The organism is Kitasatospora sp. NPDC057595, from assembly GCF_042800875.1.
Lineage (GTDB): Bacteria > Actinomycetota > Actinomycetes > Streptomycetales > Streptomycetaceae > Kitasatospora.
In genome coordinates, this window is the sequence record NZ_JBHVGL010000023.1 from 40,629 (window position 1) to 61,364 (window position 20,736).

The 20,736-nt window shown below is 73.9% G+C and carries 20 protein-coding genes; 15 read left to right on the forward strand and 5 right to left on the reverse strand.

The window, feature by feature from the left end; translation table 11 throughout:
* Positions 1 to 6: 6 nt before the first annotated feature.
* From ACFU9E_RS28855 to ACFU9E_RS28880, 6 genes are all read left to right on the forward strand, one after another.
* Positions 7 to 558, forward strand: a complete 552-nt coding sequence (locus ACFU9E_RS28855) for a hypothetical protein (RefSeq protein ID WP_380683370.1) — start codon at positions 7 to 9, stop codon at positions 556 to 558.
* Positions 559 to 954: 396 nt separating this feature from the next.
* Complete coding sequence (locus tag ACFU9E_RS28860; RefSeq protein WP_380683371.1) at positions 955 to 1,224, forward strand: hypothetical protein; 270 nt, start codon at positions 955 to 957, stop codon at positions 1,222 to 1,224.
* Positions 1,225 to 1,286: 62 nt separating this feature from the next.
* Positions 1,287 to 1,658, forward strand: a complete 372-nt coding sequence (locus tag ACFU9E_RS28865) for a hypothetical protein (RefSeq protein ID WP_380683372.1) — start codon at positions 1,287 to 1,289, stop codon at positions 1,656 to 1,658.
* Positions 1,659 to 1,977: 319 nt separating this feature from the next.
* A complete protein-coding gene (locus ACFU9E_RS28870) occupies positions 1,978 to 2,922 on the forward strand; it encodes a universal stress protein (protein ID WP_380683373.1) in 945 nt (314 codons plus the stop codon).
* Positions 2,915 to 3,757, forward strand: a complete 843-nt coding sequence (locus ACFU9E_RS28875; protein ID WP_380683374.1) for a universal stress protein — start codon at positions 2,915 to 2,917, stop codon at positions 3,755 to 3,757. Before ACFU9E_RS28870 ends, ACFU9E_RS28875 begins: the two co-directional genes overlap by 8 nt.
* Positions 3,758 to 3,844: 87 nt before the next feature.
* A complete protein-coding gene (locus ACFU9E_RS28880; protein WP_380683376.1) occupies positions 3,845 to 5,761 on the forward strand; it encodes a tetratricopeptide repeat protein in 1,917 nt (638 codons plus the stop codon).
* Positions 5,762 to 5,801: 40 nt separating this feature from the next.
* Here the strand turns inward: ACFU9E_RS28880 and ACFU9E_RS28885 are convergent, their stop codons facing one another.
* Positions 5,802 to 6,716: a hypothetical protein gene (locus tag ACFU9E_RS28885; RefSeq protein ID WP_380683377.1), complete on the reverse strand. Its 915-nt coding sequence runs from the start codon at positions 6,714 to 6,716 to the stop codon at positions 5,802 to 5,804.
* Positions 6,713 to 7,729 carry an SPFH domain-containing protein gene (locus ACFU9E_RS28890; RefSeq protein ID WP_380683378.1) on the reverse strand — a complete coding sequence of 339 codons (1,017 nt, stop codon included), beginning with the start codon at positions 7,727 to 7,729 and terminating at the stop codon, positions 6,713 to 6,715. Before ACFU9E_RS28890 ends, ACFU9E_RS28885 begins: the two co-directional genes overlap by 4 nt.
* Positions 7,730 to 7,841: 112 nt before the next feature.
* On the opposite strand from ACFU9E_RS28890, the gene ACFU9E_RS28895 reads away from it, so the two are divergent.
* Positions 7,842 to 8,942, forward strand: coding sequence for a hypothetical protein (locus tag ACFU9E_RS28895; protein ID WP_380683380.1), 1,101 nt, complete (start codon positions 7,842 to 7,844; stop codon positions 8,940 to 8,942).
* Between the two features lie 233 nt (positions 8,943 to 9,175).
* Entirely contained in the window at positions 9,176 to 11,527 is a 2,352-nt protein-coding gene (locus tag ACFU9E_RS28900; protein WP_380683379.1) for a transglycosylase domain-containing protein, read from the forward strand.
* A gap of 79 nt (positions 11,528 to 11,606) precedes the next feature.
* On the opposite strand, the gene ACFU9E_RS28905 is transcribed toward ACFU9E_RS28900, so the two are convergent.
* On the reverse strand, positions 11,607 to 12,887 hold the full coding sequence (locus ACFU9E_RS28905; RefSeq protein ID WP_380690305.1) for a glycerophosphodiester phosphodiesterase: 1,281 nt from the start codon (positions 12,885 to 12,887) through the stop codon (positions 11,607 to 11,609).
* A 351-nt stretch (positions 12,888 to 13,238) separates the two neighbouring features.
* A complete protein-coding gene (locus ACFU9E_RS28910) occupies positions 13,239 to 13,787 on the reverse strand; it encodes an RBBP9/YdeN family alpha/beta hydrolase (protein WP_380690278.1) in 549 nt (182 codons plus the stop codon).
* A gap of 253 nt (positions 13,788 to 14,040) precedes the next feature.
* Here ACFU9E_RS28910 and ACFU9E_RS28915 point away from each other — a divergent pair, with 253 nt between their 5' ends.
* The 4 genes from ACFU9E_RS28915 to ACFU9E_RS28930 all read left to right on the forward strand — a co-directional run bounded on the left by ACFU9E_RS28915 (position 14,041) and on the right by ACFU9E_RS28930 (position 18,355).
* Entirely contained in the window at positions 14,041 to 14,607 is a 567-nt protein-coding gene (locus ACFU9E_RS28915) for a DJ-1/PfpI family protein (protein WP_355361459.1), read from the forward strand.
* 250 nt (positions 14,608 to 14,857) lie between these two features.
* A complete protein-coding gene (locus ACFU9E_RS28920) occupies positions 14,858 to 16,156 on the forward strand; it encodes a serine hydrolase domain-containing protein (protein WP_380684890.1) in 1,299 nt (432 codons plus the stop codon).
* 363 nt (positions 16,157 to 16,519) lie between these two features.
* Complete coding sequence (locus tag ACFU9E_RS28925; protein WP_380684889.1) at positions 16,520 to 17,722, forward strand: serine hydrolase domain-containing protein; 1,203 nt, start codon at positions 16,520 to 16,522, stop codon at positions 17,720 to 17,722.
* 87 nt (positions 17,723 to 17,809) lie between these two features.
* A complete protein-coding gene (locus ACFU9E_RS28930; protein ID WP_380684888.1) occupies positions 17,810 to 18,355 on the forward strand; it encodes a gamma carbonic anhydrase family protein in 546 nt (181 codons plus the stop codon).
* Between the two features lie 9 nt (positions 18,356 to 18,364).
* Here ACFU9E_RS28930 and ACFU9E_RS28935 read toward each other — a convergent pair whose 3' ends face one another.
* On the reverse strand, positions 18,365 to 19,636 hold the full coding sequence (locus ACFU9E_RS28935; RefSeq protein WP_380684887.1) for an MFS transporter: 1,272 nt from the start codon (positions 19,634 to 19,636) through the stop codon (positions 18,365 to 18,367).
* A 159-nt stretch (positions 19,637 to 19,795) separates the two neighbouring features.
* Between ACFU9E_RS28935 and ACFU9E_RS28940 the strand changes: the two genes are divergently transcribed.
* The 3 genes from ACFU9E_RS28940 (at position 19,796) to ACFU9E_RS28950 (ending at position 20,712) form a co-directional block, all read left to right on the forward strand.
* The gene (locus ACFU9E_RS28940) at positions 19,796 to 20,032 is read left to right on the forward strand and encodes a DUF2277 domain-containing protein (RefSeq protein ID WP_380684886.1); all 237 of its coding nucleotides are present in this window, start codon (positions 19,796 to 19,798) and stop codon (positions 20,030 to 20,032) included.
* 33 nt (positions 20,033 to 20,065) lie between these two features.
* On the forward strand, positions 20,066 to 20,302 hold the full coding sequence (locus ACFU9E_RS28945) for a DUF6296 family protein (RefSeq protein WP_380684885.1): 237 nt from the start codon (positions 20,066 to 20,068) through the stop codon (positions 20,300 to 20,302).
* Between the two features lie 125 nt (positions 20,303 to 20,427).
* Positions 20,428 to 20,712 (forward strand): DUF427 domain-containing protein, encoded by a 285-nt coding sequence (locus tag ACFU9E_RS28950; RefSeq protein WP_380684884.1) that lies wholly within the window; start codon positions 20,428 to 20,430, stop codon positions 20,710 to 20,712.
* Positions 20,713 to 20,736: the final 24 nt, after the last annotated feature.

Sequence of the window (20,736 nt, forward strand, 5' to 3'; positions counted from 1 at the left end):
CTTGCGGTGAGTGACCGGCTGTGGGATCTGATGGGTGAGGCCATGGGAGGGCTGGGGAGGACTCCGTGGGAAGGCTCGCCCAGTGAGGTCGGCTTCGAATTTCCTGCGGACTATCGGGAATTTGTCGATCGGTATGGGTCCGTTCGGATCAACGGCGAGATGTCGGTCTTGGTGCCGACGCTCCGATCCTATGACGGTGGACCTGGTGTCGGCTTCTCGGGATTCGTGCGCATGACAACGCATGGAATTGCTGCCGAGCTGGCGGCCGACGAGGATTGTCCCTATCCGGTCTACCCGGAGCCCGGCGGGATCCTCGGATGGGGTTCCAATCTCAATGCGGATCAGTTCTTCTGGCTGACCGAAGGTGATGATCCGGACTCTTGGGTGATTGTTGCCTGGTATCGAAGCCGGGGGGAATGGGACCGCTTCGACGGTGGTTTCTCTGATTTCATTATCGGCGTCCTCGACGGGTCTTACCCTTATGCGGATGAGGTTGCGCCGAGGAATCCGGAGGAACCGCTCTGGGTGCATCAGGGCGATTGGAACTGGGTGCGTTAGCTTCGCTATGGCACCGGGGCGAAACCCGTTGGCTGGGCGGACGAGAACGGGACGGGTGGTGGCCGCGCTCCTACTTCGCCTGGCTGCGGCTTTTTGGTAGGTGTCGGCGGCGACAAGAAGGAGGTCGTGGCGTGAATCCGACGGTCAGGCGGCTGGCTGATGTCGTCGGGAGTTCGGGAGCACACGGGAACCTTGTCGACTGGGCCGAGCTTTAGAGGGAGACGGGTCCGCGCCTGCCTGCCGCCTACCGGGACTTCGTCGCGGTGTTCGAGGGTGGGGAGCTGGACGAGTCCTCGCGGTGCGGGTGCCGCCGTCGGAGGGCCGTCCCGACGGTCTGCTGTTGGAGGGATTGGGGCTCGATCCGCGGGACGCGCCGCCGTCGGAGAGGGAGCGGGCGTGGAGGAACTGCCCGAGGCGGGCAGGCTGCTTCCGTTCGCGACGACCGCGAACGGTGATGTGGCGTTCTGGGTCTGCGACTCGGTGATCCCGAGAGCTGGGACGTCGCGGTCTTCAGGTGCCAGGTGCCAGGTGCCGTGCGGGACCAAGCCTTGGCACCGGTACGGGATGGGCTTCGGCGAGTTCCTCGCCGGTGCGCTGCCCAATCCGTTCAACGACGGGTCCTGGAACCTACCGCCGCACGAATACTGGAACCTGCGGCAGAGCTGACGGCTCGGAAGGACTGGGTGGGTGCTTTGCTCGGTCCTTCCCGCCCCCCGACTGAGGTTGATGTGACTGACATGACGAACGGCGGCTTCCGGGAGCTGGTCGGGGTCGCGCCCAGGCTGCGGGGGCCGGGTCCCGGGTCATGGGATGCGGTCGAGGAGTGGGCGGGCATCGGGCTTCCGGAGGATTTCAAGGAGTTCGTCGGCCTCTATGGCGACGGCCTCGTGGCGGGGCATCTCGCAGTCCCACACCCGGAGGGCGTCGATCCGATGGTCGACTTTATGAGCCGGGGGCGGCGCAAGCTCGTGGCGGTGCTGCCCGACTACGTCGAGGACGTCGGGCGGCTCTCCTTCGATCCCGCGGGGCTGGTCCCCTGGGGCTACTCCAACTGGGACGGCGATGACTGCCTCCTGGTGCCACGTGACGGGGGCGAGTGAGACATCCTCGTCGTGTTTCGGCAGCTGGCCTGCATCAGGCTCTACGAGGGTGGCTTCGCCAGGTTCATCGCCGGGGTGCTCTCGGAGCGGGAGCTTCCCCCGGGATAGCCGGTCTTCGAGCCGGCCTGGGCGCCGATCGAAGGTTCGCCGCTCGGCTGACACCTTGTGCGGGGGCTGCCCTGCGCGGCGCGGGACCGTCGGCCGGGTGGCGGGGACCTTGGACTCTGGGTGGACTGGGAGGGGGCGGGAAGGGTGGTGGTTGCGGCCGGGCTTCCACCCCGTCCGGCCGCATCCTGTTCGAGAACTGCCGGAGGTCGTCATGACAAGGTCCGTCGTCGTCGGTGTCGATGGTTCGCCCGAGAGCCTTGCCGCGCTGGACTGGGCGGCGGAGGAGGCCGCGCGGCGGGGGCTGCCGCTGAAGGTGGTGCTCGCCTGGCCGACGGTGGTGACGCCGCTCGCGGTGCTCGGGACGGTGGATCTGGCGCGCCGGCAGGCGGACGTCACGCTGCGTGATGCCGAGCTGCGGGTGCGGGAGCGCTGGCCGGAGCTGACCGTGCAGGCCGTCCAGGTGCCGACCGACCCGGTGCGGGCGCTGGTCGACGAGGTGAGCGGGGCGCAGGAGCCGGACGGCGCGCCCGCGGAGCTGCTGGTGCTGGGCTCGCGCGGGTTCGGCGCGGTGGCCGGGTTCCTGGTCGGCTCGGTGAGCCAGCGGGTGCTGGCCCGGACGGACTGCCCGGTGGTGCTGGTCCGACGCGGGGAGGACGGGGAGGAAGCCGCCGGGCCGCGCGAGGTGGTGGTCGGCGTCGACCCGTTCGAGGGAGCGGATGCGGTGCTGGCGCACGCCTTCGAGGTGGCCGAGCGGCGCGGGCTGCCGCTGCGCGCCGTGTACTGCTGGACGCTGCCGGCGACCTACCAGTACGCGGGCATCGCGGCCAGCGTCGACGTCACCGGCGAGATGCTGGTGTACGCCAAGGGCGAGCTGACCCGGGTGGTGCAGCCCTGGCGGGAGAAGCACCCGGGGGTGGCCGTGACCGAGGAGGCCGTGAACGCCCGCCCGGCCAAGGTGCTCGCCGACCGTGCGGCGGGCGCGGAGCTGGTGGTGATCGGACGGCGGGTCCGCCGGTCGCCGCTGGGCGCGCACATCGGCGCCGTCGCGCACGCCGTCCTGCACCACGTGCCCTGTCCGGTCGCCGTCGTCCCCTACGAGCGGCCCGAGAAGCAGGACCAGCAGGACCAGCAGGAGCAGGAGGCCGGCGATGCGTGACCAGGTGCTGGTGGGCGTCGACGGCTCGGAGGAGAGCCTGGCCGCCGTCGACGTCGCCGTCCGCGAGGCGCGGCTGCGCGGCACCCGGCTGCGGATCGTGCACGCGTTCATCTGGCCGCTGATGCACGTCCCGCTCGGGCCGGCGCATGACGGTCCGCCCGAGGGCGGGCTGCGGCACCAGGCGGAGGGCATCCTGGCGGACGCCCGGGCCCGCGCCGAGGCGCTGGACCCGCGCCTCGACATCGCCACCGAGCTGGTCACCGGGGAGCCGCTGACCGTGCTGGCCCGCTGGTCGCGGGAGGCCGGGCTGGTGGTGGTCGGCAGCCGGGGGCTCGGCCGGTTCGGCGCGCTGCTGATCGGCTCGGTGGCGGTGCACCTGGCCGCGCACGCCGACTGCCCGGTGCTGATCGTCCGCGGCCGGCCGGACCCGGAGGGGCCGGTGCTGGTGGCGGTGGACGGCAGCGGAGTGGGCGCCGAGGCACTCGGCTTCGCCTTCGCCGAGGCCTCCGCCCGCCGCGCCGCGCTGACCGCCCTGCACGTCGCCCACCCGAGCACCAGCTGGCCCGACCAGGAGGAGCGGGTGCTCGCCGAGGCGCTGGCCGGCTGGCGGGAGAAGTATCCGGACGTCGAGCTGCGCTCCGAGGTCTTCGAGGCGCAGACCCGCCCGGCGCTGATCGAGGCGAGCCGGGAGGCGCAGCTGCTGGTGGTCGGCGCCCGCGGCCGCGGCGGCTTCGCCGGCCTGCTGCTTGGCTCCACCAGCCAGGCGATGATCCAGCACGCGCACTGCCCGGTCGTCGTCGTCCGCCATCCGGAGGAACGCACGGCGGAGGCCTGACGGCGCGGGCCCGGCCCGTCGAACCTCCCCGGGGACCGGTGGCCCCGGGGAGGTTTGGCCCGCGACGCGCCGTGCAGAACAGGAGGCATGCGGGAACGGCGGCACGGGCGGCTGATGGTGATCGTGGTGTGCCTGGGCGCCCTGACGGCGACGCCGACGGTGGTCCTCGCCCTCGGGATCACCCGGCCGTGGACGGTGGCGGCACTGAGCGCCGTGGCCGCCGGTGCGGTGGCGGTGCTGGGGCTGTGGCAGGAGCGGTACCGGCAGACCTTCAAAGCGGCCGACGACGACCGCGCCCGGGTCCTCAACGGCGCCCTGGTCCGCGCCGACGGTTCACTGCTGCGGGTCCGCGAGGTGGCCGACCCGGTCCTGCTCGGCGTCCATCCGGCGCTCGCCCTCCAGCCCGAGGAGGGGGCGATCGACCGGGTCCCCGCCTACGTGCCCCGCGACGCCGACGGGGAACTGCGCGAGTCGCTGGCCCGCGGCGGCTTCGTCCTGCTGGTGGGGGACTCGACGGCCGGCAAGTCCCGGTCGGCGTGGGAGGCGATGCGGGCCACGCTCGGCGACCACCTGCTGCTCGCGCCGAAGGACCGCGAGGCCCTGCCGGCGATCGTGGCAGTGGCCGCCCGGGAGCGCCGCTGCGTCCTGTGGCTGAACGACCTGGAGGGCTACCTGGGTACCGGCGGGTTGAGACGCGAGGACCTCGGGCGGCTCTTCGGCGAGGGCGGTCACCACCGCGTCGTCCTGGCCACCCTGCGCACGGCCGAGGAAGCCCTGCTGGCCGGCGAGGACGACGACCGCGGCGTCCCGAAACAGGCCGCGGAGGTGGTCCGCCAGGCCCACCGTGTCTACCTGCCCCGGTTGTTCAGTGCCGCCGAGACCGACCGGGCCCGGCTCCGCGCCTGGGACCGCCGAATCGAGAGTGCGCTCACCCTGGGCGGCGGGTACGGTCTCGCCGAGTACCTCGCAGCCGGCCCCGAACTGCTGCGGCTCTGGCAGGACGGGTGGAGCCCGAACACCAGCGCCCACGCTCCCGGACACCCCCGGGCCGCGGCGCTGGTGACGGCGGCCGTGGACATCCGGCGCGCGGGGCATTCGGCGTCGATGCCCCGCGCGCTCGTCGAGGCGGCGCACACGTACTACCTGGAGCGGTCCGGCGGCGACCGGCTGCGGCCGGAACCTCCGGACGAGGCGTGGAAGTGGGCGACGCGGCCACGCCGGGCGACCACCGCGCTGCTCCAGCAGTCCGGGGACCGGGTGGGGGTGTTCGACTACCTGCTGGACGTCACCCAGCGCGCCGCCGGTCCGGCCGATCTCGTGCCCGAGCCCGTGGTGAGGCTCATCGTGACCGGCGCAGATCCCGTCGACGCCGAACGGGCCGCCGCCACCGCCTACGCCCAGGGACGGTACGAACTGGCCGTCGTGGGCTGGCGGCGGGCCGCCGCCGCGCCGGGGCCGGAGGCGTTGAACAGCCGCAACAACGCCGCGCGCGCCCTGCGGCGGCTCGGCCGGCTGCCCGAGGCCCTGGCCGAGCACCGGGCGGTGGCCTCCGCCCGCACCGACACGCTCGGACCCACCCACCCGGACACCCTGATCGTCCGCGACAACCTCGCCAACGTGCTGCGCGACCTCGGCCGGGTCGAGGAGGCGGAGGCCGAACACCGGGCGGTCCTGGGGCTGCTGACCGAGGTTCGCGGCCCGGACGACGCGTTCACGCTGTTCAGCAGGGACAACCACGCCGTCGCGCTCCGGGAGATGGGACGGGCGGTCGAGGCGGAGTCCGAGCACCGTGCGGTCCTGGACATCCGCGAGCGGGTCCTGGAGGCCGATCACCCCGACACCCTGCGCACCCGTCACCACCTTGCGCTGGCGCTCCGTTCCCAGGGCCGGTCGGCGGAGGCCGGCGCACTCCTGGCGTCCGTCGTGGCGGCCCGCACGAGGGTGCTCGGCCCCGGCCACCCGGACACCGCCGATGCGGCGGCCGACCTCGCCGCGACCTCCTGAACGGCGCCCGGTGCGGGGGCACATCCCGCGCGCGACGGGCTCACCCCAGCAGCCGGAGCCGGGTGGCGGCCACGCCCACCCGGACGCTCTGGCCCCGGGCCAGCTCCAGCGCGTCGGCCTCGACCCCGTCGCCGAAGGCCACCAGCCGGTCCGACTCCACCGTCAGGACCAGCCGCCGGCCCGCGTCGAGCAGGCCGTACACCCGCGCGGTGCCGGTGGCGGGGGAGGGCCAGGCCTCGCGCACGAACCAGGCGAGCGCCGGGGCGCCCGGCTCCGGCAGGGGGAGCGGGCCGCCGCGCTCCAGCCAGACCGAGCGGCACCAGCCGGTTCCGCCCGTCCCGGTGCCCACCAGCACGCCGGACGAGGCCTGCGGCTCGCCCTCGTCGGCCCCGCCCGGCCGCTCCTCGACCGCCAGCCGGTAGCGGGCCGTCTGGTGGCCGGGCTGGCCGACGTACACCTCGTTGAGCGCGAGCAGCCGCTGGGTGTCGTCGGCCACCGCCTCCACCATGGTCCGCTCCTCGGTGCGCCGCTCGGCGCCCGGGCCGACGGCGGCCGGCAGCAGCCGGGCCAGGTCGGGCGCGCGGTGCCGGACCAGCACGCCCGGGTTGCGTCCGGGCTCCGCGTCCACGCCGATCACCGGCTGCCCGGCCAGGTACTTGGCGACGTTGGCGACCAGCCCGTCCTGGCCGACCACGACCACCACGTCCTGCGGCTCGAACAGGAACCGCGGCAGGTCGGCGCGCTCGACCCGGGTGCGCCGCCAGTCCAGCGGCACCGCGCCGGCCGCCTCGGCGAGCGCCAGCTCCTGACGCCGGTGGCGCAGCTCGATCTCCTCCACCGACCGGTCCCGGCTGCTCAGGAAGTACGCCGCCTGGCCGGGCGTGCCGTGATGGGCGAGCAGTTCCTGGTACTCGGTGCGGCGGTGCACCAGGACCACCCGGGGCGCGAGCGTCACCGCCCGGCCCCCTCGGCGCCCGTCGCACCGAGCCTGGCGAGCAGACCGGTGAGCACGTCCGGGGTGAGCGTGAGGCTGTCGATCCGCGGCAGGTGCTCGGCGAGCCGCATCAGCGCGAGAGCCCGCAGCACGGCCGGGTCGGCCTGCTGGTGGGCGGCCAGCCAGGCGGCCTCGGCGGCGGCCTTGGCCTCGCCCAGGGCGCGGGCCGCGTCGGCCTCGGCACCGGCCAGCCGGGTGCGGCGCTGCGCCTCGGCGTCGGTACGGATCCGGTCGGCGGCGGACTCGTCCTCGGCCTGCAGCCGGCTGTTGGCGCCCTGCTGGGTGATCAGCTGCTCCTCGCGCCGGGCGAGTTCGATCCGGTTGGCGAGCTCGTTCTCCGCGATGCCGCGCTCGTGCTCGACGGCGACGGCGCGCCGTTCGAAGGTGGCCCGGTCGGCCTCCTGCTGGACCAGTTCGCGGGCGGGGGTGCGCAGCGCGCGCTCCACCTCCGGCTCGGGGCGCAGCGCGACCACCCGGACGGCGATCACGGCGAGCCCGGTCTCGGCCAGCCGGGCCTCGGCGGCGAGCCCGGCGGCCATCCGCTCGCGGACGGCGGTGACGCCGTCGGCCAGCGCGGCGGCCAGCGGGGTGCGGGCGAGCAGGCCGAGCGCGTGCTGCTGGGCGGTCTCGGTGAGCAGGGTGGCGAGCTGGTCGAGCGGGGCGGAGCGCCAGGCGCCGGTGTGGGGGTCGATGCCGAAGTCGACGCGGGCGGCGGCGGTGGCGGGGTCGGTGATCCGGTAGGTGAGGGTGCCCTGGACGGTGACGTCCTGGAAGTCGGCGGTGCGGGCGTGGAAGAGCATGGCCAGCTCGCGGTCGTCGACCGGGACCTCGGAGAGCGCGGCGGTGAGCGGGCGGAACCAGAAGGCGAGTCCGGTGCCGTCGTGGGCGAGGCGGCCGCGCCGGACGTGGCGGATGTGGGCGGTGGGCCGGGCGCGCAGGTGGCGCAGCCCGAAGCGCTTGGTGATGTCGGCCATGAGCAGCTCCTTATCGTCGTGATGACGATATTGGCCGCCCGCCATTTTCGTCAAGCTGACGAAAAAGGCCGGGCCGGTTCCGCCGCCGGGGCCGTGGGAGGATCGACCGGTGCTGAGGACGCGAACGACGAGGCTCCCCGCCGCCCTGCTGGCCGCCGCCTGCGCGACCGCCGCGGTCGCCGCCACCGCCACGCTCGGCGCCGCGCCGGCCCGCGCGGCCGACCCGGGCGGCCAGGCGTTCACCATCGGCGACCCGCGGATCACCGAGTCCAGCGGCCTCGCGGCCAGCCGGCAGCACCCCGGCGTCTACTGGACGCACAACGACAGCGACGACGGCCCGTACGTCTACGCCGTCGACTCCCAGGGCCGCACCGTCGCCACCGTCACCCTGCGCGGCATCGAGCCGCGCGACGTCGAGGCGATCTCGCTCGGCCCGGACGGCCGGCTCTACGTCGGCGACATCGGCGACAACCTCGGCGGCAAGTGGCCCGAGGTCTGGATCTACGCCTTCGCCGAGCCCGCCGAACTCCGCGACCAGACCGTGCAGGTGACCCGCTACCGGGTCCGCTACGAGGACGGCCCGCGCGACGCCGAGGCGCTGATGGTCCACCCGGTGACCGGCCGCGCCTACATCGCGAGCAAGAAGCAGGGCGGCGGCGGCCTCTACCAGGGCCCCGAGCAGCTCTCGGCGAGCGGCGTCAACACCTTCCGGCGGATCGCCGACGTCCCGTGGATCACCGACGGCGCCTTCTCGCCGGACGGCACCCGGCTGGTGCTGCGCGGCTACTTCTCGGCCACCCTCTACCGGTGGAAGGACGGCGCGCCGAGCGGTGACGAGCCGCTGTCCACGCCCTTCCAGCGCCAGGGCGAGTCGGTCACCTTCAGTGCCGACGGCCGGGCGCTGCTCTACGGCAGCGAGGGCAAGGACAGCCCGGTCTGGCGCTCCCCGCTGGACGACGACCAGCTCCCGGACACGGTCAAGCCGCTGCCGAGCGCCACGCCCACCCCGACCGCGGCGGCCGCGGACCGCTCGGCGCCGTCGTCCGGGGCGGCCGCGCCGCCGTCGGAGGGCGCCTCGGCGGGCTCCCCGTCCTCCTCGGCCGACGGCGGGTCCTCCGAGGCCGGCACCGGGGACCAGGTGCTCGGGGTGGCGTTCCTGCTCGCGGTGGCGGGCGCGGTGTTCGGACTGCGCCGAAAGAAGCGCGACGGCTGACCCCGGCGCGGCCCGCCCGCGCTGCCCGAACGGGCCGGACGGGGCCGGAAGGGGCCGAACGGTCCGGTCCGCCGGCGATGGTCGGACGTCGGCGAACGACCCCGCCCGCACCGGGCCGGACCCCGGTCCGGTGGTCATGCCACGCCCAACAACGCCGATCTGTCGCCGATTTGTGACAAAGCTTGGCCAACACCGGCCCCACGGGCGGTTTTCGTGGACGTAATGTTCCGACTATGTCACGGAGAAGCCGCCGCACGCCCTCCCCGGAGCCCCTCGACACCTGGGTGCCGCGCCCCCGGCGCCGGGAGACCCCGCTCGGCCTCCTCGGCCACGGCGTGAAGTTCCTCGGCTACAGCACCCTCGCGGGCGTGCTGCTGGCGGGCATCGCGCTGCCGGCCGCCGGCGCGCTCGGGCTCGGCATGAAGGGCACCGTGGAGGAGTTCGACACCATCCCTGACGACCTGAAGGCCCCGCCACTGACCCAGGCCAGCTGGATATTCGACGCCAAGGGCCAGCAGATAGCCAAGGTCTACGAGCGCGACCGCCGGGTGATCACCGCGGAGGAGATGGGCCCGCTGATACGCCAGGCCCAGGTGGACATCGAGGACGCGCGTTTCTACGAGCACGGCGCCGTCGACCTCAAGGGCGTCCTGCGGGCCATCACCAAGAACGCGGAGAGCGGCACCGCCCTGCAGGGCGCCTCCACCCTGACGCAGCAGTACGTGAAGAACGTCAACGTGGAGAAGGCCGGCGACGACCAGGTGGCGGTCCGGGAGGCCCAGCGCAAGACCCTGGGCCGCAAGGTGCAGGAGCTCAAGTACGCCATCAAGCTGGAGGAGGAGCTCACCAAGGAGCAGATCCTCACCAACTACCTGAACATCACCTACTACGGCCAGCAGGCGTACGGGATCCAGGCGGCGGCCCAGCGGTACTTCGGCAAGAACACCAAGGACCTCTCCGTCGCCGAGGCGGCCACCCTCGCCGGCCTGGTGCAGAACCCCTCCCAGTTCGACCCCAAGGCCCACCCCGAGGCCTCGCGCAAGCGCCGTGACGTCGTGATCGACAAGATGGTGGAGAACAAGCACCTCACCGCGGAGCAGGCCAAGGAGGCCAAGTCCGGGCCGATCGTGCTGCACTACCAGGCACCGCAGAACGGCTGCATCACCGCCGACGCGGGCATGGGCTTCTTCTGCGACTACGTCAAGCACGTGATCAAGCAGGACCCGGTCTTCGGCAAGACCGCCGCCGAGCGCAAGAAGCTCTGGGACATGGGCGGCCTGTACATCCACACCACCCTCGACCCGGCGAAGCAGGCGGCCGCGCTCAAGGCGGTGACCTCGAAGGTCAAGGTCACCGACGAGGTGTCGGCGGCGATGACCATGGTGGAGCCGGGCAGCGGCAAGATCCTGGCGATGGCCCAGACCCGCCCGTACGGCATCGACCCGTCGAAGAACCAGACGGTCGTCAACTACAACGTGGACGCGGCGATGGGCGGCGGCAACGGCTTCCAGCCGGGCTCCAACTTCAAGCCGATCGTGGCCGCCGCCGGCCTGGAGGCCGGGCTCACCTCCACCCAGGCCTACGACTCGCCGAACAAGATGGACTGGCCGACGATGAGCACCTGCGACGGCACCTGGAAGAACCTGGACAAGGGCAAGAAGAGCGGCACCATCCCCAACGAGTCCACGAGCGAGGTCGGCCCGTACGAGCTCAAGGAGGCGATGGCGCTCTCGGTCAACACCTACTTCGTGCAGATGGAGCAGGAGATCGGCCTCTGCGCGGTCAAGCAGATGGCCAACAAGCTCGGCGTGCTCACCAAGGCGAGCGGCAAGCCGCTGGAGGAGCTGCCCGCCCTGGGCCTGGGCACCCAGGAGGTGAGCCCGCTGGTCATGGCCAACGTCTACGCGACCTTCGCCAACCGCGGCACCTACTGCACGCCGGTCGCGATCAGTGCCATCAAGACGATCGACGGCAAGGACGTCGCGGTCAGCCCCGCCAAGTGCGAGCGGGTGTTCTCCGAGGGCACCGCCGACATCATCAACACCGTGCTGCTCGGGGTGACCGAGAAGGGCGGCACCGCGCGCGACCTCGGCCTGGACGACGACCGCCAGATCGCCGGCAAGACCGGCACCTCCGACGAGAAGAAGTCCGCCTGGTTCAGCGGCTACACCGCCAACCTCGCCACCTCGGTCTGGCTGGGCGGCCCGGCCGGCGGGGTGAAGATGAAGAACATCCGGATCGGCGGCAAGTGGTTCGACGAGGTCTTCGGCGCCACCGGCCCCGGACCGATCTGGCAGATGGCGATGAACGACGCCGTCCGGGGCATGCCGGAGCAGGAGTTCAAGACCGTCTACATCCCCAATCCGGCGCCCAAGCGCGATCCCTCGGCGAGCCCGGGCAGCAGCTGGCCCGGCGGCTCCGCGACCGACTGGCCGTCCTGGCCCGGACGCCCCCAGCCGACCAGCCGGGCGCCGCGCAACCCCAGCCCCAAGCCCACGCAGCCGACCCAGCAGCCGCAGCCGCAGCAGCCGGACGAGCAGCAGGGCGAGCCCGCGCAGCCCGAGCAGCAGCACCAGGACGGCTGAGCCGCCGCGTCGGCACGACACCGCGCGCCCCGGAACGTCGACGGACGTTCCGGGGCGCGGTCGTGGGCGGAGCCTGGCGTCAGTGCACGCCCTTGGCCGCCCAGAAGTCCTGGCGGGCCAGCACGGTGCTGTCCGTCTGGTCGGTGAAGAAGCCGTCCACGCCGAGCTCGTAGAGGTACTTCGCCCAGCCGATCGAGTCGCCGTAGGCGTTGGGGTCGGTGCCCCGGCGGTAGTCCAGCGGCAGGAAGGAGTTCTCGTTGCGCACCGTGTAGGGGTGCAGCAGCAGGCCCGCCGCGTGCGCGTCCTTGACCAGGGTGGTCGGCGGCAGCAGCTTGCCGGTCGCGTCGACGGGCGCGATCAGGGTGGTGGTCGGGCCGATGCCGTGCGCGAAGGAGGAGATCCAGCGCAGGCCCTCGGGCTTCACCAGGTCGGCGACGGTGCGCTTGTCGCCGGACAGCACGAAGTCGTACGGCTGGCTGGTCGGGCCGCTGAGCAGGAAGATCTTCGGGTTGTCGACCAGCTTGGCGAGGCGCTGCAGGCTGCTCGGCTCGAAGGACTGCAGGATCGCCCGGCCGTTGCGCCCGGCCAGGCCGGTGCGGCGCAGCTCGTCGGCGAGGCGCTCCTCCAGCGGCAGGCCGATCGAGCGGAAGTAGCTGGGGTGCTTGGTCTCGGGGTAGACCCAGACGTCCCGGCCGAGCTCACGGCCGCGCTTGCGGGCGAAGTCGGCCACCTCGCGGAAGGTCGGCACGGCCCAGCGGCCGTCGTAGAGCGTGTTGCGCTGGCGCTGCTGCGGCAGGCGCTCCTTGGCGCGCAGGGTGCGCAGCTCGGCGAGCGTGAAGTCCTCGGTGAACCAGCCGGTCTGGGCGGCGCCGTCGATCGTCCTGGTGGTGCGGCGGTCCGCGAACTCCTTGTGGTCCGCGACGTCCGTGGTCTCCGCGATGTTGTTCTCGTGGCGGACCACCAGGTGGCCGTCCTTGGTGGGGACGAGGTCCGGCTCGATGACGTCCGCGCCCAGCCGCAGCGCCAGGTCGTACGAGCCGAGGGTGTGCTCGGGACGGTAGCCGGGGGCGCCGCGGTGACCGATGATCAGCGGGTGCGGCAGGCGGTCCAGGCCGGTGCCGGTGCGCACCGGCGAGGGGGTACCGGTCGGGCGGGCGGCGCCGCGCTCGTCGGCGGCACCGTACTGCTCGTCGCCCGGCTCGTCGGCGGCGGGGGTGGCGAAGGCCTCGCCGGCGCCGGCCGCGAGGGCCGCGGCGCCGAGCCCGGCCGCACCGGTGACCCGCAGGAAGGACCGGCGGGAGGAGGCGGTGGTGTCGGTGGACTGCGCCGGGGTGCTGCCGTCGGACGGACGGTACGTCATGGATGCTCCTAGCTCGCGCTGATGGCGTCGCGGTGTGAGTGCCGCCCGCAGACTAGGAGCAGTGGTTCCCCGCCGGGTGGCCGTCGGGCGAACTGCGGGAGAAGTTCCCGCACCCACCGTCCGGGCCCCGTACCCGTCGTCCGGGCCCTGCCGGCTCGGGGCCCCGCCGCCTCGGGGAACGTGGGAGGCCGGCCGCGGTCACGCACCGCGGCCGGCCTCCGGTCCGGGGTGGGCGGACCACTGCGTTTGATTCTGGCCCGGGAGGTGGACGCGATCCCATCCCCGGAACCTGGGATGGACGCGGGCCCCGAGTCCTGGGCCCCGAGCCTTCGCGCCGTGCCGCCCGTCCGCTCAGAGGGCGGCGAGCAGTTCCCGGCCCAGCGGCCAGTCGCCCAGCCCGGAGTCGGAGTTGAGGTGCCCGAAGGCGCCGGTCTCGACGTAGCGCGCACCCCAGGCCTCGGCGAACCGCCGGGCCCGCTCCGGGGTGACCCACGGGTCGTCGGTGCTGCACACCACGGTGGCCGGGAACGGCAGCCGGGACAGCGCCACCGGGCGGAAGCCGGACAGCTCGGGCACGTCCGCGTGGTCGACGTCGGCGGGCGCGACCAGCAGCGCGCCGCGCACGGCCGCCGTCCGTCCGGCCGGCGCGGTGGCCGCCCAGCGGGCCACCGTCACACAGCCCAGGCTGTGCGCCACCAGGACCACCGGCCCGTCGGCCGCCGCCTCGGCGACCGCCGCGTCCACCCGACCCACCCAGGCCTCCGGCTCCGGGTGGTCCCAGTCCTCCTGCCGGACCCGGACGAACACCGCCGGGTCGGCCGCCTCCCAGTGGCTCTGCCAGTGGGCCGGGCCGGAGTTCTGGTAGCCGGGCAGGACGAGATAGGTGGTGCGGTCCGACATCGGTGCGGACTCCCTCCGGGGCTGTCGCGGTCATGGGGCAGCACGGAGTCTAGGCGTGTGCCCCGATGGGGGCGCGCGCCGCCGACGGGGGGCGTGCGGGGGCGCGTGCGGGGTGGCGGCTGACCGGTGCGCCCCGTTGCGCGGGTGGGGCGGGTGCGGGAGGTTGGTGCGGTCCCGCACCGGTGCCCGCCGGTCGGGGGCCGTACCACTGCTCCACTGTTCGAGGACCGATCACTTCGGAGGGATGTCGACGATGGCATCGAAGATCCTGCTCGTCACCGGGGACGCCGCGGAGTCGCTGGAGGTGTTCTACCCGTACCAGCGGCTGCGCGAGGAGGGCTACCAGGTCGACATCGCGGCGCCGGCGAAGAAGCGGCTCCAGTTCGTGGTGCACGACTTCGTCGAGGGGTTCGACACCTACACCGAGAAGCCGGGCTACACCTGGCCCGCCGACGTGGCGTTCGCCGACGTCGACCCGGCCGACTACGTGGCCCTGGTCATCCCGGGCGGACGTGCCCCGGAGTACCTGCGCAACGACCCCGAGGTGCAGCGGATCGTCCGGCACTTCTTCGAGGGCGAGAAGCCGGTCGCGCAGATCTGCCACGGCCCGCTGGTGTCCGCCGCCGCCGGGGTGCTCGGCGGGCGGACCAGTGCCGCCTACCCGGCCCTGGAGCCGGACGTGAAGGCGGCGGGCGCGACCTACGTGGACGGCGAGGCGGTGGTGGACGGCGTGGTGGTCTCGGCCCGCGCCTGGCCCGACCACCCGGCGTGGCTGCGGGCGTTCATCGAGGTGCTGCGGGTCAAGGCCCCGGTCGCCTGATCGCCTGATCGCCTGTCCGCCCGACGTGGGGGCGCCGGCGGCCCGGCCGTCGGCGCCCCCGAGCGGTTTCGGGGGGTGGCCCATCCTTGAGGGGGAGCGGCCCACCGTTCCCAGGTAAGTCCAGGGTCGGAGCCGGTCTGGACCGTGGGCTGACGACCTGGTCCGCCACCGCCTGGCACCGTGTCAAGTGCCGAGATGCACAGGGGTGTTGAACGCACCCGTCGGCATGGACACGGGAAGGTGGACGGACATGGCGGAACGCAGGGGCGGAACGGATCCGGGCGGTCGCGGGGGCGCGGGGCGTCGCCGCCGCCCGGCCGCGCGCCTGGTGGCGCTCGCGCTCGCCGGCGCGGGCCTGGTCGGGGTGACGGCCCCGGCGGCCGGCGCCCTCGGCGCGGCGGGGCCGGTCGGGGTGGTGACGGTGACCGGCACTCAGGACGGCGCGACGCCGGACACCGGTGCGCGGGGGCCGCGCAAGGGCGTCGACCCGAGGGCCCTGGACGCGGCGGTGCGCGCCATCGTCGACTCCGGCGGCGCCTCGGCCTCGCTCGCCCGGGTCGGCGAGCACGGCCGCACCCTGTGGAAGGGCGCCGCCGGTACCGCCGACTACGCCACCGGCGCCCCGGCCTCGGCCACCGGCCGGTTCCGGATCGGCAGCGTGACCAAGACCTTCGTCTCCACCGTCGTGCTCCAGCTGGTCGCGGAGGGTCGGCTCGGCCTGGACGATCCGGTGGAGAAGCTGCTTCCGGGCGCGGTGCCGAACGGTGCGAACATCACCCTGCGCCAGCTGCTCAACCACACCAGCGGGCTGTTCGACTACACCGAGGACCAGGCCTTCGACCCGGGAGCACCCGGTGCCCTCGAACGGTGGCTGGCGAACGGTCGCTACACCCGCTGGACACCGGAGCAGCTCATCACGCTGGCCAACAACCACCCGGCGTACTTCCCGCCCGGCCAGGGCTACCACTACTCCAACACCGACTACATCCTGGCCGGGCAGATCATCCAGCGGGCCACCGGCCGCACCTGGCAGCAGGAGGTCGAGCGCCGCGTCATCCGTCCGCTGGGCCTGACCGCCACCTCCATGCCCGACCACGAGACGGCCGTCCCCGGCCCGCACGCGCACGGCTACTTCGACCTGCCCGACGGCCGCGTGGACGTCACCGAACTGGACCCGAGCATGGCGGGCGCGTCGGGAGCCGGGATCTCCACCACCGCCGACCTCAACACCTTCATCACCGCCCTGCTCGGCGGACGGCTGCTGCCCCGGCCGCAGCTCGCGGAGATGATGACGGTCACCCCGCAGAGCCAGGGCGGGTACGGCCTGGGCCTGGAGCGGACCACCACCGACTGCGGTGAGCTCTGGGGTCACACCGGCGGCATCCCCGGCTTCAGCACCTTCCTGTACAGCACCGCCGACCTGCGCCGCCAGCTCTCGGTGTCGATGAACGGCAGCGGCCTCTCGACCCCGCTGCCCACCAGGAAGGCCTTCGAGAAGCTGGTCGCCGCCGCGACCTGCGACACCCCGGCCCCACTCGGCCGGGACTGACCCCGGACCGCCGGCCCGCCCCGGAGTACCCCCAGGGCCGGGGGCACTCCGGGACGGGTCTCCGGGGCACCCCCGGGCGGGCCTCGGGGCATCCCCTGCCCGGAGGCCTATCCGAGGGGCGGCCGCCGTGCGAGGGTCGTAGCCGAGTCGCAGCCGGTAAGGACGGTGGGCCGACGACCTTTCGGAAATGTCTGTCAATATGTCAGTTCTGGTGACTGGCGGGGGCATTGGCGGAATCGGGTGGCGATGGGCAGGGGAGGGTTCATGGGTGGGACGGGGCGCTGGGACGGAGCGGACCCGGGGGCGGCGCGGGGGCGGTCCCGAGCGGCAGCGGAACGCCGGCGCGGGACGGCGGTGCGCGTCGTGGCACTCGCGCTTGCGGGTGCGGGTCTGGTGGGTGCGGCGGCCCCGACGGCCGGCGCCCTCGGCACGGCGGCGCCGACCGCGGTGGTGGCGCTGACCGGTCCCCGGGACACGGCGGTGGACGCCGCCGGCCGTGGCCCGCGGACGGGCGTCGACGCCAGGGCCCTGGAGGCCTCGGTGCGCGGCATGCTCGCGGGGGACGGCGTGACCGCCTCGCTCGCCCGGGTCGGCGAGTACGGCCGCACCCTGTGGAAGGGCGCCGCCGGTACCGCCGACATCACCACCGGCGCCCCGGCCTCCCCGGACGGCCGGTTCCGGATCGGCAGCCTGACCAAGAGCTTCGTCTCCACCGTCGTGCTCCAGCTGGTCGCGGAGGGTCGGCTCGGCCTGGACGATCCGGTGGAGAAGCTGCTGCCGGGCGCGGTGCCGAACGGTGCGAACATCACCCTGCGCCAGCTGCTCAACCACACCAGCGGGCTGTTCGACTTCGCCGACGATCCGGCCCTCGGCCCCGGGAAGGACCCCGTCAAGGTCCAGGAGTGGCTGGACACCGGCCGCTGGACCCGCTGGACGCCGCAGCAGCTGATCGCCCTGGCCAACGCCCACCCGCCGTACTTCGCGCCCGGCCAGGAGTTCCACTACTCCAACACCAACTACGTCGTGGTCGGGCAGATCGTCCAGCGGGCCACCGGCCGCAGCTGGCAGCAGGAGGTGGAGCGCCGGATCATCCGTCCGCTGGGCCTGACCGGCACCTCGATGCCCGTCCACGAGACGGCCATCGCCGGTCCGCACGCGCACGGCTACCTCGCGCACCCCGGTGGTCCCACGGACGTCACGCGGCTGGACCCGAGCATGGCGGACGCGGCCGGCGCCGGGATCTCCACCACCGCCGACCTCAACACCTTCATCACGGCCCTGCTCGGGGGGCGCCTGCTGCCCCGGCCGCAGCTCGCGGAGATGACGACGGTCGCCCCGCAGAGCGACGGGAGGTACGGCCTCGGCCTGGAGCGGGCGACCACGCCCTGCGGCGGCACGCTCTGGGGCCACACCGGAAGCATCCACGGCTACCTCACCGCCGTCTTCTCCACCGCCGACCTCCGCCGGCAGTTCGCGGTCGCGATCAACGCCGACGGCGAGCAGCTGCCCCGGGCCACCGGGGAGGCCTACGGGAAGCTGGTCGACGCGGCGACCTGCACCGGCTGACCGGGGCGACCCGGCTCCCGGACCGGCCGGGCGGGGATGCCATCATGGCCCGCACCTGATGGGCCGTCGTCACGAGGAGGACGAGAGATGGCAGAGCAGCTGATCGCCGAAGTCGGGGGCCGGGTGCCCGCCGTCGACCCGGGCGCCTTCGTCGCACCGAACGCGGTCGTGGTGGGCAGCGTGACGGTCGGCGCGGGGGCGAGCGTCTGGTACGGCGCGGTGCTGCGCGGGGACGCCGAGGCGATCACGGTCGGCGCGGGCAGCAACGTCCAGGACAACTGCACCCTGCACGCCGACCTGGGCTTCCCGCTGGTGATGGGGGAGCGGGTCTCGGTCGGCCACAACGCCGTGCTGCACGGCTGCGTGATCGAGGACGACGTGCTGGTCGGGATGAACGCCACCGTGCTCAACGGCGCCCGGATCGGCGCGGGCTCGCTGGTCGCGGCCGGCGCCGTGGTGCCGCAGGGCATGGAGGTCCCGCCCGGCTCGCTGGTCGCCGGGGTGCCGGCCAAGGTCCGCCGCGAGCTGACCGAGGAGGAGCGGGCCGGCATCAAGTTCAACGCGGAGGGCTACCTGCTGCTCGCCGACGGCCATCGTGGGCTGCGCCCGCTGCCGCCGGCCGCCTCCGCCTGAGCCAGTGCCTCAGCGGCCCGCGCCGACCCGCTTCTCCGCGGCCGGCGCGGGCCCGGGCACCCGGGCCGCGGCACCGCCCGCGCCGCCCGCGCCGCTCCCACGTCCGGCGGCGACCACGACCGTCGGCGTCCGCCCGCGCCGCCGCCGGTCGGCGGCCCAGGCGGTCACCGCGATCACCGCGCCCGAGGCCGCCAGGCCCGAGCCGACCAGCGGCGGCGAGGTCCAGCCCAGCCCCGCGTCCAGCGCCAGCCCGCCGAAGAACGCGCCCTGGGCGTTCGCCAGGTTGAACGCGCCCTGCACGGTCGCCGAGGCCAGCGTCGGAGCGCCGTGCGCCTCGCGCATCACCAGCGTCTGCACCGCCGGTACGATCGCGAACCCGAACAGCCCGACCAGCACCACCGTCACCGCCGCCGACCACTCGGTGCGGGCGGTCACCGCGAACAGCGCCAGCACGGCGGCGAGCAGCAGGAACGCGGCGCACACGGTCGGTCGCAGCGCGCGGTCGGCCGCGTACCCGCCGAGCAGGTTGCCGATCGTCATCCCCACCCCGAACAGCGCCAGCACCAGGGTCACCGAGCCGGTCGCGTACCCGGAGACCTCGGTGAGCAGCGGGGTGATGTAGGAGTAGCAGGCGAAGAAGCCGCCGCAGCCGAAGACCACGGTGGCCAGCGCCAGCCAGAGCTGCCCGCTGCGGAACGCGCCCAGCTCGTGCCGCAGGCCCGCCTGCGCGGGGGAGGGCAGCTCCGGGACGAGCCGGGCGATCGCCACCGCCCCGGCCGCGCCGATCGCGACCACCACCAGCATGGTCGCCCGCCACCCCAGGTGCTGGCCGAGCAGCGTCGCGGCGGGCACCCCGACCACGTTGGCGAGGGTCAGCCCGGAGAACATCACCGCGACCGCCCGGGCCCGCCGGTCCGGGGCCACCAGCTCGGCCGCCGCCACCGCCCCGGCGCCGAAGAACGCCCCGTGCGGCAGCCCGCTGACCAGCCGGGCGGCGGCCAGCGTCCAGAAGTCGGGGGCGAGCGCGCAGAGCAGGTTCCCGAAGGCGAAGAAGGCGGCCAGCGCGACCAGCACCGCCTTGCGCGGCCGTCCGGCGGCGAGCGCGGTGAGCAGCGGCGCCCCGATCACCACGCCGAGCGCGTACGCCGAGATCAGCCAGCCGGCCTGCGGGATCGAGACGTCCAGGCCGTCCGCGACCTGGGGGAGCAGCCCCATGGCGGCGAACTCGGTGGTTCCGATGGCGAACGCGGTGACGGCCAGGGCGACCAGCGCGAGAGGCAAGGGGGTACTCCGGGAGGGAAACGGGAGGAGTCGGGATTGTCCGGCCGAAATCCTAATCCGGATTCCTGTGCGACCGGATGACGTGCCCGTGTGGGGCGGTGGACGGTCCGGTGACGGACGGGGGTCGCCTCCCGGACGTCCGCGCGGGAGACTGGGGTCATGTGCCGCAGTATCAAGACGCTGAGACCACCCGTGACGCCCGACGCCACGGCGGAGGACTACCGCGCGGCCGCGCTCCAGTACGTGCGGAAGGTGTCCGGTTTCCGGGCGCCGGCCGCGCACAACCGCGAGGCCTTCGACCGGGCCGTGGACGCCGTCACGGAGGCCACCGCCCAGCTGCTCGCGGAGCTGGAGGTCCGCGGCGCCTCCGCCCGTCCGGCCAGGGCCGCCGCCTAGCGGCCGGGTCGAACAGGCACCAGGAGGTCGGTGATGAGTCCCGTCACCCGTTACGCACTCACCTTCCCGGGCACCCCCGGCACCCAGGCCCCGCAGGACGTCGTCGTGGTCGCCCGCACCAGCGCCACCGGGCCCGGCGGTCACCCGGTGTACGAGGACCCCAGCGGCATCGTGCGGGCCGAGATCAGCGACGCGGGGGAGGTCCGGATGCTCGCCACCGGCGGCCACCAGACACCGCACTGTCCGGTGCACGCCCAGGCGCTGCCCTGACGCCCGCCGCGGCTGCGCCCCGGTCCCGCCCCGGTCCCGCCCCGGTCCCGCCCCGGTCCCGCCCCGGTCCCGCCACGGTGTCCCGCCCCGGTGACACCGCCGTTCCCGTGGGGCAGACTCCGGACATGACCACAGCACGCTGGCAGGGCACCGTCGTCGCCGAGAGCGAGGACACCGTCGTCGTCGAGGGCAACCACTACTTTCCGGCCGACTCCGTGCGCACCGAGTACCTGCGCCCGTCGGACACCACCACCGTCTGCGGCTGGAAGGGCACCGCCGAGTACTACTCGCTGCACGTCGACGGCGCGACCAACCCGGACGCGGCCTGGTACTACGCCGACCCCGATCCGGCGGCCGAGCACATCCGCGGCCGGGTGGCGTTCTGGCGGGGCGTGGAGATCACCGAGTGAACCGGCCCGGTTCCGACCGGGGAC

Coding starts and splice junctions, on each gene's coding strand:
- ACFU9E_RS28930 (WP_380684888.1), top strand. CDS start 17,810: ATGGCAGAGCAGCTGATCGCCGAAGTCGGGGGCCGGGTGCCCGCCGTC.
- ACFU9E_RS28870 (WP_380683373.1), top strand. CDS start 1,978: ATGACAAGGTCCGTCGTCGTCGGTGTCGATGGTTCGCCCGAGAGCCTT.
- ACFU9E_RS28945 (WP_380684885.1), top strand. CDS start 20,066: ATGAGTCCCGTCACCCGTTACGCACTCACCTTCCCGGGCACCCCCGGC.
- ACFU9E_RS28950 (WP_380684884.1), top strand. CDS start 20,428: ATGACCACAGCACGCTGGCAGGGCACCGTCGTCGCCGAGAGCGAGGAC.
- ACFU9E_RS28875 (WP_380683374.1), top strand. CDS start 2,915: ATGCGTGACCAGGTGCTGGTGGGCGTCGACGGCTCGGAGGAGAGCCTG.
- ACFU9E_RS28905 (WP_380690305.1), bottom strand. CDS start 12,887: ATGACGTACCGTCCGTCCGACGGCAGCACCCCGGCGCAGTCCACCGAC.
- ACFU9E_RS28890 (WP_380683378.1), bottom strand. CDS start 7,729: ATGGCCGACATCACCAAGCGCTTCGGGCTGCGCCACCTGCGCGCCCGG.
- ACFU9E_RS28915 (WP_355361459.1), top strand. CDS start 14,041: ATGGCATCGAAGATCCTGCTCGTCACCGGGGACGCCGCGGAGTCGCTG.
- ACFU9E_RS28920 (WP_380684890.1), top strand. CDS start 14,858: ATGGCGGAACGCAGGGGCGGAACGGATCCGGGCGGTCGCGGGGGCGCG.
- ACFU9E_RS28880 (WP_380683376.1), top strand. CDS start 3,845: ATGCGGGAACGGCGGCACGGGCGGCTGATGGTGATCGTGGTGTGCCTG.
- ACFU9E_RS28900 (WP_380683379.1), top strand. CDS start 9,176: ATGTCACGGAGAAGCCGCCGCACGCCCTCCCCGGAGCCCCTCGACACC.
- ACFU9E_RS28910 (WP_380690278.1), bottom strand. CDS start 13,787: ATGTCGGACCGCACCACCTATCTCGTCCTGCCCGGCTACCAGAACTCC.
- ACFU9E_RS28940 (WP_380684886.1), top strand. CDS start 19,796: ATGTGCCGCAGTATCAAGACGCTGAGACCACCCGTGACGCCCGACGCC.